This window comes from Methylotenera sp. (genome assembly GCF_030653755.1).
Lineage (GTDB): Bacteria > Pseudomonadota > Gammaproteobacteria > Burkholderiales > Methylophilaceae > Methylotenera.
The window spans coordinates 1-12,206 of the sequence record NZ_JAURYU010000048.1 but is presented as its reverse complement, the minus strand read 5'-3'; the positions used below and the strand labels follow the sequence as shown (position 1 = coordinate 12,206).

The 12,206-nt window shown below is 41.3% G+C and carries 11 protein-coding genes and 1 pseudogene; 5 read left to right on the top strand and 7 right to left on the bottom strand.

Annotated features, from left to right (window positions below; all coding sequences use genetic code 11):
* The first annotated feature begins 285 nt into the window (after positions 1-285).
* A complete protein-coding gene (locus Q7U33_RS10380; protein WP_304860558.1) occupies positions 286-666 on the top strand; it encodes a flagellar protein FlaG in 381 nt (126 codons plus the stop codon).
* A gap of 146 nt (positions 667-812) precedes the next feature.
* On the opposite strand, the gene Q7U33_RS10375 is transcribed toward Q7U33_RS10380, so the two are convergent.
* The 6 genes from Q7U33_RS10375 to Q7U33_RS10350 all read right to left on the bottom strand — a co-directional run bounded on the left by Q7U33_RS10375 (position 813) and on the right by Q7U33_RS10350 (position 7,084).
* Positions 813-2,636 carry an ABC transporter ATP-binding protein gene (locus Q7U33_RS10375; protein ID WP_304860556.1) on the bottom strand — a complete coding sequence of 608 codons (1,824 nt, stop codon included), beginning with the start codon at positions 2,634-2,636 and terminating at the stop codon, positions 813-815.
* A gap of 21 nt (positions 2,637-2,657) precedes the next feature.
* The gene (gene ispF, locus Q7U33_RS10370; protein WP_304860593.1) at positions 2,658-3,131 is read right to left on the bottom strand and encodes a 2-C-methyl-D-erythritol 2,4-cyclodiphosphate synthase; all 474 of its coding nucleotides are present in this window, start codon (positions 3,129-3,131) and stop codon (positions 2,658-2,660) included.
* Positions 3,131-3,820: a 2-C-methyl-D-erythritol 4-phosphate cytidylyltransferase gene (gene ispD / locus Q7U33_RS10365; RefSeq protein WP_304860554.1), complete on the bottom strand. Its 690-nt coding sequence runs from the start codon at positions 3,818-3,820 to the stop codon at positions 3,131-3,133. Before ispD ends, ispF begins: the two co-directional genes overlap by 1 nt.
* Before the next feature lie 96 nt (positions 3,821-3,916).
* Positions 3,917-4,789 carry a transporter gene (locus Q7U33_RS10360; protein ID WP_304860552.1) on the bottom strand — a complete coding sequence of 291 codons (873 nt, stop codon included), beginning with the start codon at positions 4,787-4,789 and terminating at the stop codon, positions 3,917-3,919.
* Between the two features lie 233 nt (positions 4,790-5,022).
* The gene (locus Q7U33_RS10355) at positions 5,023-6,213 is read right to left on the bottom strand and encodes an ammonium transporter (protein ID WP_304860550.1); all 1,191 of its coding nucleotides are present in this window, start codon (positions 6,211-6,213) and stop codon (positions 5,023-5,025) included.
* A gap of 196 nt (positions 6,214-6,409) precedes the next feature.
* Positions 6,410-7,084: a hypothetical protein gene (locus tag Q7U33_RS10350; RefSeq protein ID WP_304860548.1), complete on the bottom strand. Its 675-nt coding sequence runs from the start codon at positions 7,082-7,084 to the stop codon at positions 6,410-6,412.
* 175 nt (positions 7,085-7,259) lie between these two features.
* On the opposite strand from Q7U33_RS10350, the gene Q7U33_RS10345 reads away from it, so the two are divergent.
* Genes Q7U33_RS10345 through gluQRS form a run of 3 tightly spaced genes read left to right on the top strand, consistent with a single transcriptional unit; the run spans position 7,260 to position 9,660 of the window.
* Positions 7,260-8,429 (top strand): PilT/PilU family type 4a pilus ATPase, encoded by a 1,170-nt coding sequence (locus Q7U33_RS10345; RefSeq protein WP_304860546.1) that lies wholly within the window; start codon positions 7,260-7,262, stop codon positions 8,427-8,429.
* Positions 8,430-8,444: 15 nt separating this feature from the next.
* Positions 8,445-8,756 (top strand): DUF3301 domain-containing protein, encoded by a 312-nt coding sequence (locus Q7U33_RS10340; RefSeq protein WP_304860544.1) that lies wholly within the window; start codon positions 8,445-8,447, stop codon positions 8,754-8,756.
* 10 nt (positions 8,757-8,766) lie between these two features.
* Complete coding sequence (gluQRS, locus tag Q7U33_RS10335; protein WP_304860542.1) at positions 8,767-9,660, top strand: tRNA glutamyl-Q(34) synthetase GluQRS; 894 nt, start codon at positions 8,767-8,769, stop codon at positions 9,658-9,660.
* Positions 9,661-9,916: 256 nt separating this feature from the next.
* On the opposite strand, the gene Q7U33_RS10330 is transcribed toward gluQRS, so the two are convergent.
* Positions 9,917-11,980 carry a TonB-dependent siderophore receptor gene (locus tag Q7U33_RS10330; protein ID WP_304860540.1) on the bottom strand — a complete coding sequence of 688 codons (2,064 nt, stop codon included), beginning with the start codon at positions 11,978-11,980 and terminating at the stop codon, positions 9,917-9,919.
* Between the two features lie 134 nt (positions 11,981-12,114).
* Between Q7U33_RS10330 and Q7U33_RS10325 the strand changes: the two are divergent.
* Positions 12,115-12,206: pseudogene (locus Q7U33_RS10325) on the top strand (IS1595 family transposase); the annotation flags it as partial.

Genomic DNA, 12,206 nt, shown 5'->3' with positions numbered 1-12,206 from the left:
AGGGTAGATTCCGAAGTAATTATTGTAATTTCTATGTCAAATTATAGCGTTTCAACCACTTTTCATCAAATAAATTATATAAATACGAAATAAAATGAAAAATATTACACGCATAACCAATTGATTTTTAAGTAAATTAAAAAATATTGAAATTATATTAATTATTTTTTGCATTTACCCTAAATTATCCAAATTCGCTGCCGATAAAGACCTATGAGATACGGCAAGATTTAACTTAATTTATTAACCAATAAAAATTTAAGACGCAATATTAAGGGCTAACCCATGTTCAATTCTTCATTAGATGGTTACGGCGGCATTAAAATGCCAATCGCACCTCAACAAACTTCAGAGGCTAGAGCCGTTGCCCAAAGTGGTAGCGCTAATCGCCCTGCACTAAAGTCAGTTGAAACGACAGAAAATAGAACTTCTACCGAAGCGAATAAAGCGATGTTAACTGCGGCAGTGAACAAACTGAATGAGCTAGTGGCACCTGCATTACAAACGGTTCAATTCTCGATGGATGATGAAGCAGGCCGTATGATTGTAAAAGTGATTGATACCGCTACGCAAAAAACCATTAGGCAGATTCCTAATGAAGAGGTGTTAGCTTTTTCAAAAACCCTAGGCAGACTTCAGGGTTTAGTAGTAAGAGAACAGGCTTAATAAGACTATCTCTTTATCAAGTTAGGCGCCTTAGTTATACAGCGCCTATTGAAATGAGCATTTGCATGTCGTAACAATATTGATTGCAAATGCTCGGTCAATAATATCACTCACCGAAAAGTATTACTCAGCCAGCTACTCCCAAGTTACTCTCCCAAGAAACCACCGCTTTGATGTGCCCATAAAGTCGCATACAGGCCCCCTTGCTTAATCAGCGCCTGATGATCGCCCTCTTCTACAATTCTGCCTTCATCAAGCACTATCAATCTATCCATTGCTGCGATAGTAGATAGGCGATGCGCGATTGCGACGACAGTTTTCCCTTGCATCAAATCATACAAGCTGGCTTGAATAGCCTGCTCGACTTCTGAATCCAGTGCGCTGGTTGCTTCATCTAGCAGTAAAATTGGGGCGTCTTTTAGTATCACGCGGGCAATTGCAATACGCTGGCGCTGGCCGCCTGAAAGCTTCACGCCTCGCTCGCCAACATGTGCGTCGTATCCAGTGCGCCCTTTAGCGTCACACAAACCTAAAATAAATGCATGGGCTTCTGCGCGTTTAGCTGCATTGATCATCTCTTCTTCTGTCGCATCTGGGCGCCCATACAAGATGTTATCGCGTACACTACGGTGCAGTAACGAGGTGTCTTGTGTCACCATCGCAATTTGACTACGCAAGCTATTTTGCGTCACATCGCGAACATTTTGCCCATCAATCAATACGCGACCATGCTCTACATCATAAAAACGTAATAACAAATTAACAATGGTCGATTTTCCCGCACCAGAACGCCCGACCAAACCCACTTTCTCGCCAGGCTTGATAGCTAGATTCAGCGTTCTTAAAACAGACTTCTGCATACCATACGCAAAATCTACCTGATCAAATATAATTTCACCCGTACTGATTTTTAATATTTCTGCATCAGGCTTATCGATAATCTGTTGAGTTAATGAGAGCGTATTCACGCCATCTTGCGCAGTACCAATATGCTCGTAAAGAGAAGTAAGCTCCCACATGACCCAATGTGAAATACCATTTAAGCGCAATGCCATGGCAGTTGCCGCAGCAACACCACCTACACTCACCTCTCCTTGCGTCCACAACCATAATGCAACACCAGAGGTTGCAATCACCAACAACATATTCAAAATATGATTGGTAAACTCTACGCCCGACACATAACGCATTTGTTTGTGTACAGTGCCTAAAAACTCACTCATGGCAGATTTGGCATAATGGGCTTCACGCCCTGCATGTGAAAACAATTTAACAGTGCTGATATTGGTGTATGCGTCAGTAATGCGCCCAGTCATTAACGAGCGCGCATCCGCCTGATGTTGAGAAACCTTAGCTAAGCGTGGTACAAAATAGCTAAGTGAAATCACATAGCAAACCACCCATACCAAAAATGGCAAGACGACAACGGCATTAAAGTGCCCGACGACCGCCACCATCGTGACAAAATAAATCACAACAAACACTAAAATATCCGCAACAATAAACCACACATCACGTACCGCCAAGGCTGTTTGCATGACTTTTGCAGACACTCGTCCAGCAAATTCGTCTTGATAAAAACTCATGCTTTGGCCCAGCATTAAACGATGAAAGTTCCAACGTAAACGCATAGGAAAATTCCCCGCCAATGTTTGATGCTTAATCAACGTTTGCACGGCAATTAATATGGCACTGAACATTAACAAACCAGCTAAAAACATTAGGCGATGTTTCTCAGTTTGCCATAGTAGCTCTGGTGATGTTTTACTTAACCAATCTACCACCTTACCCATCACCGCAAACAGCAGCGCCTCAAAGCCACCAATCATGGCAGTGAAGCATGTCATCACCAGAATAAATAACCGCGAACCTTTAGTGCAGGCCCATAAAAATGGCCATAGCGCATTAGGTGGCGGTGCGATTTCGTTAGTAGGGAAAGGATTTAATAGATTTTCAAACCAGCGCAGCATAGGATTCTTTTCAGTCTGCGTTTAAATAGATTGCAACAAACATACTGCTTCAGCTGCAATCCCTTCACCACGCCCAGTAAAGCCAAGCTTTTCTGTCGTGGTGGCTTTAACGTTGATTTGTGAGATTTCAACATCACAATCTGCGGCAATATTTGTACACATCAATGCAGTATGCGGCCCTAATTTAGGTGCTTCACACATCACAGTAGCATCAATATTGCTCACTACATAACCACTATCTTTAACCAAGTTCACCACATGCTTAAGTAACTGACGCGAATCAATGCCTTTATAACGCATATCTGTAGGCGGAAAGTGTTTACCAATATCACCAAGCGCTAAAGCGCCCAGTAATGCATCACAAATTGCATGTAGCAACACATCTGCATCTGAGTGCCCATCCAAGCCTTTTTCAAAGGGAATATCCACACCGCCAATGATGCACTTTCGCCCCACAACCAAAGCATGTACATCAAACCCATGACCAATTCTCATCATACTATTTCCTTTTGTATGAATAGCTCCATCAATGCCATATCTTGGGGATAAGTCACTTTCATGTTTCTTAGTGAGCCAGTCACTAGCTTAGGTTCCAAACCCAGTGCTTCTACCGCCTGAGCTTCATCAGTAGGAGTCCCATCAAAATTTTCTAATGCATTGGTTAATAAGCGATAGCGGAACATTTGCGGCGTTTGCGCTTGCCACAAATCATCACGAGGGATCGTGCTTTTTACACGAACATCAGCATTGGATTGCTTTAATGTGTCAGCTAGCGGTAACGCAAGCAGCCCACCAACCGCGTCACTTTCTAAGCTATCAAGTAATGTATCTAACAACGGCAATGTTAACCCTGGCCTAGCTGCATCATGCACAAGTATCCAATCTTCTGCATCAACTTGCGACTTTAAAGCATATAGCGTGTTCAACACCGTCTGCGCGCGCGTTTCACCACCTGTGTAATGTAGCTGCAATCGGCTATTAGCTACCAAATCTAAATTACGCCAAAAGTAATCTTCTGGGCTGAGTGCCAGGTTAATACTGGCAATGCGCGGAGAGGCAAAGAATGTCTGGATACTATAAGAAATCATAGGCTTACCAGACAGTGGTAAATACTGTTTTGGAATAGCGGTTTCCATTCTATTACCAATACCAGCAGCTGGGATAACGATGTGAAAGCGCGCCATATTAATCTGTGAACAATTTAAAAATCATTCACAGATTTTAACATGCTCGTCTTATTGATTTGGAAAATAAAGCTCGGGCACAGCACATTAATGGCACTAAAAAACTTTGGTATACCTTAATATATAACGACTATCTTCAATAAAACCGCTCTTAGTCTTAAGGTCAGCGCCATATTGCAAGGTGATACGTCCAAAAGAGAAATTAGCCGCTGCAGTCATCTGATAACGTTGCAACTGTGTGATATCGTCGCGCCTGACTCCATCAATACTAGTTTCGCCACCTGCCGTATAAAAGTAAGTTGCACCAACTGAATATCGAGGATTAAGTATGTACTGCAGACCTACTTGGCTTGTATGTAAAGGCTTTTGTGAAAGTGTTTTGCGCTGCAATCCAAACGCATCATTATCGCCGAACCAAACGGTATCAAATGCTGCAGTCCAATTAAAATCACCGATTAGCGGCGCTTGATAAGCTGCCTGTAACGCTGCGTTATATCTATTCTGGCCAGTATTAAAAGTACGTTCACAATCATAACTGCCAGTAGGAATTGTCAGGTAGACGCCTGTCGCAAAATATGTTTTTGCTTCGTGATTAACATAAGGCCAAAAAGCCAGAAGAAATGTTGTATCACCAACACCACTATCCCCTTCCTGTTTTGATAGTGAGCCTTCTGGATGGATGTATCCTATTGGTGTTTGCACATACAAAAAAGCAGGATGCTCGGCCACCTCAAACGAGCGCCCTACACGTACTTGCAATTGTGATATTTGAATTTCAGGGTCACCCATTTGCTTATTGCCATCCAAATAACGGTCACCTCGCTCACTTTGCTGGTAAGAGAGCATGAGTAAGTTACTATCAGGCTTGGGAGCGCGAATCTCCCCTGGTTGTAAATCTATCGCAAAAACTTGGTTGCTATAGATTAGCAAGGCCAACACCATCCATGGCAATTGATGCAAAGGTTTCATTAAACTCAATCTATATTCAATTACAACATAAAGCGAACGATAATTTTCTGTTTTATATGGAAAAAATGACATAGAGAAATATATCCAGCGCCAAAGTTACTCTTAATACCTATTGTTAACCAACTTTGCATTTGTAAAATTATAAACACTTTTATCTGAATCAGACAGCCCTTAAGCAAGCCACTGCTTAATTCAGAGTCTGTCTATTTATCACCATCACTATTTAATTAACATCAGTCATTTGTTGTAGATGGAATCTTATGAATCGTCAAATCTGCACCATCATATTCTTCTTCCGCCGTCAGGCGAATACCGACGAACTTTCTCAATAAGCCATATATAACAAAGCCACCAATTAGCGCAACACTGACACCTATCGCTGTGCCAATTATCTGAGACATCAAACTGACACCACCAATACCGCCTAATGCTTTCATGCCAAAAATGCCAGCGGCAATGCCACCCCATGCGCCACATAGTCCATGTAGTGGCCAAACACCCAATACATCGTCAATTTTCCAGCGTTGCTGCGTTAATGTAAATGTCCAAACAAATAACACGCCAGCAATTGCGCCAGTCACTAATGCGCCTAGTGGGTGCATTAAATCTGAACCAGCACATACTGCCACTAACCCAGCTAATGGGCCATTATGTACAAAACCAGGGTCATTCTTACCCATAAACAAGGCAGCTAATGTACCGCCCACCATGGCCATTAGTGAGTTCACTGCCACTAGGCCAGTAATGCCTTGAATAGATTGCGCTGACATTACATTAAAGCCAAACCAACCAACCGTCAGTATCCACGCACCGAGCGCTAAAAATGGAATATTTGACGGTGGATAAGCTTGTAATCGTCCATCTTTACTATAACGACCGCTACGTGCCCCTAGCAAGATAACTGCCGTGAGTGCAATCCACCCGCCCATCGCATGTACAACGACAGAACCAGCAAAGTCATGAAATGAGGCGCCTGTTGTCGCGCTTAACCAATCTTGCAATCCGTAATGATTATTCCAAGCAATGCCTTCAAAAAACGGGTAAACAAATCCAACAAGGGCAAATGTGGCAAACATTTGAGGGTTAAACTTCGCGCGCTCTGCAATACCGCCAGAAATAATGGCTGGAATCGCCGCTGCAAATGTCAGTAGGAAGAAAAACTTAACTAAATCAAAACCATTTTTAGCAGCTAATACTTCGGCGCCGCTAAAAAAATCTACGCCATAAGCAATGCTATAGCCAATAAAAAAGTATGCAATGGTCGATACTGAAAAATCTACCATGATCTTTACTAGTGCATTGACTTGATTTTTATGCCTGACGGTACCTACTTCTAAAAAGGCAAAACCTGCATGCATCGCAAGCACCATAATGGCACCTAACAATACAAATAAAACATCATTTGCTGAGACTAATGCTTCCATTTCAATCACCTATTAATATTTTAAGCCCCGCAGATTAAGCAAATATCGCGCCAAATCATAACTTATTGTTTTGTATAGGCATCAGATTATACGTGTAGAAGATTTTGCACCCAAAATGTGCCAGCATAAGTGCATTGCACCAACTTTGGGCAAAATGACATTAAGGAGGGGAATAATTGGGGTGGGAATATACGAATTATATTAACGTGTTACCACTGCCTTCTTTAAGCACCATACTGGCAGCGTTAGGGTTACCAGACCAAAAGTGATAGAACTCACGTACCACCACTAAAAATAAACGACGGCTATCATTAATTGTAAATAATGGTAAGGTAAGATCAACCGCTACGCGATACGATTTACTGTCTTTATCTGGCGCAGTACGTAAACGAATTAATAAAATTTTTGCCAACTTAACACGGGTATCTACTAATGACTGCTCTGCACCTTCAAAGCGCAAGGCTTGGGTGTAGGCTTTTAAAGGCCAATTTTCTGAAGCTTCAAATTTTTCTGTTTCTAAGCTTTCTGATAACTTCTTAAGTGTAACTTGAACAGGCCTCCAATCAATTGGCTTAACCTCAAAACCAGGGTTAATGTTGATAGTTGCTATCGCTTTAAAATCTTTCACCCAAAACGGATAAAATTCACGAGCAGTGGTGAGGCTATCATGCCAGCAATCAACGGGAACAGACGCCATCACCTTTTCAACAACATCTCGATAAGTCTCCCCATCTGGCGCCTGGCCGATAAGACTTGCTGCCAACTGATCTAAAAATAATGATCGTTTATGCAGCAATTCATTGCTAGCACCTTTAGTCTGCAACAACTTCAGATAAGCATCGATTGCTTCTTTTTCACGTATTTCATTCATTCAGTGGTGGCTCTTATCATTAATCGTGTGAAACAATGGAAGATGATACGAATGTTCGCTTACAATTGAGCTAAACACAATTGGCTCAATAATTAAAATTAATTGGTCTTGAATACTTGTTTAATTATGGATTATCTCGTGCCATATTGTAACCCCAATAGATAAGGTTTATTGAATGACAAACGAACAAGCGCTTAATTACATGCACAATCTTCTACGTGGCATGCTTGATAAAAAAGCCTCCGATTTATTCATTTCCGCTGACTTTCCACCTGCGATGAAAATTGATGGGAAACTGACGCCAGTGACGCAACAGAAGCTAACAGGCGAGCACACCAAAGCATTTGCTGATGCATTGATGAATGAGAAGCAACGGACAGACTTTGCTACTGAAAAAGAATGTAATTTTGCTATTTGGCCTAAAGAGATTGGTCGCTTTCGTGTCAATGTATTTGTACAACAAGAAAAAGTAGGCATGGTGCTACGCACCATTACAACTGATATCCCCAAATTTGATGATTTAGGATTACCCAGTACTTTAAAAGAGGTCATGTTAACTAAACGTGGCTTGGTGATTCTTGTTGGGGGTACTGGCTCAGGCAAATCAACTACACTGGCTGCGCTGATTGATTATCGAAATGAAAATAGTTATGGGCATATTATTACCGTAGAAGACCCAGTCGAATATGTGCACCAAAGTAAAAACTGCTTAATCACACACCGAGAAGTTGGCAGAGATACCAACGGATGGTTTAATGCCCTCAAAAACACACTACGCCAAGCGCCTGATGTGATTTTAATTGGTGAGATTCGCGATAGAGAAACCATGGAGTTTGCTTTAGCGTTTGCAGAAACAGGCCATCTTTGCATGGCAACCCTACACGCAAACAGCGCCAATCAAGCGATTGACCGCATCATTAACTTCTTCCCAGAAGAGCGTCACGCACAATTACACATGGATTTATCACTTAATCTGCGCGCATTTGTTTCACAACGTTTGGTTTCAAGAACAGGTGGCGGCCGTTGTGCTGCCATAGAGATTTTACTTAACTCTCCGTTAATCTCTGACCTTATCCTAAAAGGTGAGACAAACATGATTAAAGAAGTCATGGCTAAATCGACAGAACTTGGGATGCAAACATTTGACCAAGCCCTCTTTAATTTATGCGAAGAAGGCCGCATTACTCAAGATGATGCCCTGCGCAATGCAGACTCCATCAATGAATTAAGACTTCGATTCAAATTACATGGTAAGAACGCAGGGACTACAAACAATTCATCAAATTTTGACAGCCTATCGTTACATCAAGATGAACCAAAAGAATCAGAATCAGAACCTTTATAGAATGAGCATGCATTAATGGAAACCATTTTAATTGTTATATTGTTAGGCATCGGTTGGTTTTGGATCGATAGTTTAAATAAACGTGAACGCGCAATATTATTGGGGAGCGAACTTGCAGCCAGATTGAACTTACAACTACTGGATGAATCAGTTGCTTGCAGCAGAATATGGCTGGGGCGCAATCGACGTGGTCATGTACAACTGTTACGCACTTACGAGTTTGATGTAAGTGCTAGTGGCAATGACCGCTTGCATTGCCACCTTATGTTATTAGGTAACCAGCTAGGTAATTGGCATATCCCACCGTACCTGCAACCTGTTAATTAACCGCATTACTATGTACGTTGGTCGCTTTGCCCCCTCACCCACTGGCCCCTTGCACTTTGGTTCGCTGGTAGCTGCCGTTGCGAGCTACTGCGAGGCAAAAGCTAATCAGGGTCTATGGTTGGTTCGCATGGAAGATTTGGACAGGCCGCGTGAGATGAAAGGTGCTGCGGATGCAATTCTTCATCAACTAGAAGCGTTTGGGTTTGAATGGGATAGTGAAGTTATCTATCAAAGTAAACGTAATGAGTTTTACTCAGAGATACTACAACAACTCAAACAGCAACAGCTTATTTACCCATGCACCTGTACACGTAAAGAAATCGCTGACTCATCCAATCAAATAGGTATTGATAGCATTATTTACCCTAAAACCTGCCTCACGCATCCACCAAAAACCAATGCGCCTATTGCATGGCGTATTAAAACCAGTCCAACTTTAATAAAATTCAACGACGCAATACAAGGAAGCCTTGAACAAAACATTGCCGACCAAGTTGGGGACTTTGTCTTAAAGCGAGCAGATGGTTTATATGCCTACCAACTTGCGGTAGTAGCAGATGATGCTGAACAAAAGATAACACACGTTGTACGAGGTGCAGATTTACTTGATTCAACATCGAGGCAAATATATTTACAACAACAACTTAATTACAACGCACTTCAATATGCGCACGTTCCAGTTGCAAGCAACATTGCAGGTGATAAACTTAGCAAACAAACACTAGCAAAAGCGATTGAAGTACACACTGCCAACCACCTACTTTATGATGCTTTGTCTTTTTTAGGTCAACATCCACCCGCAGAAATAAAAAATGCCACATTAAAAGAAATATGGCATTGGTGTGGTTCAAACTGGCAACTCACGAACATCCCCAAAACAAGAAAAATTTCCGTGCCAAGCTAAAAGCGCATCAGCCATTATTCATGGTCAATAAACGCTATCAAAACATGTATAGAGCGTTTTGCACGAAGCAGTCTTAAGGTTAAAACTGATAACCTCTTCATTCACACGAAACCATAAGCCATATCTCACTTCGTGCAAAGGTCTCTTATAATTTAATGAAAATCGTACGTTAAAGTAAAAAGAGCCGCAAAAATTGCGGCTCTTTTAGTTTCCAGCTCGTTATAGTACTAAGCTAAATATATACTTTTCTGATTGATTAAAACTTGTAACTTGCACCAATCTCTGCATTACGCTCAACCCCAGTGAAAATACCATCTGGATTGCGGCTGGCAATATATTTTTTATCAAACAAATTACGCACTGTACCGAAAATTGACCAGTGTTTATCAACATCGTAGTATGCATTTAAATTAAATGTTGTATAGCTTGAGATTTCACCAAGCGTGCCAATCGCATTTTGTTCTCTCGTATTAGCAGCATCTACATACTGACGTGAAACATGATATGCACCCAAACTTGTTTTAAAACTACCTAGTTTATAATTCAAGTTCATATTACTAGTAAACTTAGGAGCGTAAGGCAAACGGTTACCCTCTGGTCCAAGTGCGTCATTTTTAAACTCAGCAACAGCCACATAAGTTGCATTACCATCAACACTCCAACCGTCACCGATGTCGTAACCTAATGCAAGTTCAAGGCCTTGGTTTAGAGTTTTCCCGCCATTAGCTTGATTAATACCCGCAGACAAACTTTGATTTACGATTTGATTTTCAAAGTCCATATGAAACACTGTTGCTTCATAAGTCAATCGCTGGATTGCACCACGCATACCAATCTCATAATTCATTGAGCGCTCTGCATCTAACTGCTGATCAACGCCATCACCAGAGATGGCTGTCGCCACCATTGCTGGTGAAAAACCCTTAAATGCACCAGCAAACAATTGTGCTTCTGGCACCACTTGCCATGTAGCACCAATACCAGGCATCACTTCTGTGTTATTCGCTTTACCTTTTACGCCTGTTAATTCATTTTTACGCTTCTGGTCATAAGATTCTACACGTAACCCTGGTGTCACTGCCACCTTGTCGTTTAGCTCAAACCTATTTTGCGCATATAAAGCAACGCCTTCTGCTTTTTGCGTTTCATCTCCAGTTAAAGTACCTGATCTAGCATCTGGGTCAGTTCTAGAGCGTAATGTTTTATTGCTTAATGAATCAGAATGCAAGCGCACACCAATTTCAGTTTCATTTTTAATACCAAAACTGTTGTGATTAATAAACAAACGAGAATCAAGGCCAGCCATTTCAAACTCACGATTACGGCCAGTCATACAGTTACTTACACCAGTACACGCGACAAAAGTAGTGCCGTTTGCTGTTCTACTGGCAATATCACGACGCCAGTAATCACGATTTAACTGACTCCAATACAATAATGTATTCAACTTAACGCCACTTGCAATCTCCCATTCATGGTTAATATCAAATGATTTTCTATCAGTGATAAAGTAGTCGTTTGGTGCTGGATTTTTAGTTGGGTTATTTTTATATTCGTTTGGTCTTAAACCTACATATGAAGTATTAATCTCATTGTCATAGTATGAAAATTTAGCACTCAGCCATTGATTATCACCAATTTGCAGACCTCCTTTTGCCACAATATCGGTTAAATCAAACCCATTATTTCTAAAGCCATCACCTTTTGATGTAATCACGCTAATCCCAGCAACAGCATCACCTGATGGTGTTGCACCGCCTGCGTCTACGCCTAGCAATCTAAAGCCATGAGTACCAACTCTTGTTGTTAACTTAACCCCTTGTTCTGGATCTTTTGTTTTGTAGTTAATAACGCCACCAATCGTGGTTGGGCCATAGCGTAACCCTGCCGCACCTTTTAATACCTCAATGCTTTGCATGCGCTCAATACGTGGGCTGTAATAAGATTCATTCGCTAAAAATAAACCTGGTGCCACTGGTACACCATCTTCTAACACTAACAGCTTTTGGCTACGGTTAGGATTCAAACCACGCATACCAATATTAGGGATAAAGCCGTAACCTTCTTCTTCACGGACTACAATACCAGGTACAGATTTAAGTGCATCCTGTGTAGACAATGGCTGTAAAAGCTCTAGTTTTTCTTCGTCAATAATGGCTACTGAGCCAGGTTGCTTTGCAATGGCTTGCTCACCGACACCAATCACATCAATACGCGGTAGCGTTATCTCATCAGCCATTGCATGCATTTGAAATGTAAACGCTGATGATACCGCTAGCACCATTAAACTAGGCTTCAAAACCAAGCTTACTTTAGGCATTTTAAATTCCTTTTTTTGTGTAAATTTTAATGAACGCAATTCTATATGATAATCATTATCATTACAATAATGTCCATATAAAATAATGGGTCTTAGGAAGCAAAGCACTAATTAAAGTGTGATAACTTCCTGAAATGGTTAATAAAAATAGATACTACAGCCGTTCTAAAATCACAGAGGCTAAATTCAGGCAGCTTGTGCGCTGTTTTGCCCTGGATTTTACTGC

What these genes read in the sequence shown, in the direction of transcription:
- Q7U33_RS10380 (WP_304860558.1), top strand. Translation starts at nt 286, where the DNA reads ATGTTCAATTCTTCATTAGATGGTTACGGCGGCATTAAAATGCCAATC.
- Q7U33_RS10350 (WP_304860548.1), bottom strand. Translation starts at nt 7,084, where the DNA reads ATGAATGAAATACGTGAAAAAGAAGCAATCGATGCTTATCTGAAGTTG.
- Q7U33_RS10360 (WP_304860552.1), bottom strand. Translation starts at nt 4,789, where the DNA reads ATGAAACCTTTGCATCAATTGCCATGGATGGTGTTGGCCTTGCTAATC.
- ispD (WP_304860554.1), bottom strand. Translation starts at nt 3,820, where the DNA reads ATGGCGCGCTTTCACATCGTTATCCCAGCTGCTGGTATTGGTAATAGA.
- Q7U33_RS10355 (WP_304860550.1), bottom strand. Translation starts at nt 6,213, where the DNA reads ATGGAAGCATTAGTCTCAGCAAATGATGTTTTATTTGTATTGTTAGGT.
- ispF (WP_304860593.1), bottom strand. Translation starts at nt 3,131, where the DNA reads ATGAGAATTGGTCATGGGTTTGATGTACATGCTTTGGTTGTGGGGCGA.
- Q7U33_RS10340 (WP_304860544.1), top strand. Translation starts at nt 8,445, where the DNA reads ATGGAAACCATTTTAATTGTTATATTGTTAGGCATCGGTTGGTTTTGG.
- Q7U33_RS10345 (WP_304860546.1), top strand. Translation starts at nt 7,260, where the DNA reads ATGACAAACGAACAAGCGCTTAATTACATGCACAATCTTCTACGTGGC.
- Q7U33_RS10330 (WP_304860540.1), bottom strand. Translation starts at nt 11,980, where the DNA reads ATGCCTAAAGTAAGCTTGGTTTTGAAGCCTAGTTTAATGGTGCTAGCG.
- gluQRS (WP_304860542.1), top strand. Translation starts at nt 8,767, where the DNA reads ATGTACGTTGGTCGCTTTGCCCCCTCACCCACTGGCCCCTTGCACTTT.
- Q7U33_RS10375 (WP_304860556.1), bottom strand. Translation starts at nt 2,636, where the DNA reads ATGCTGCGCTGGTTTGAAAATCTATTAAATCCTTTCCCTACTAACGAA.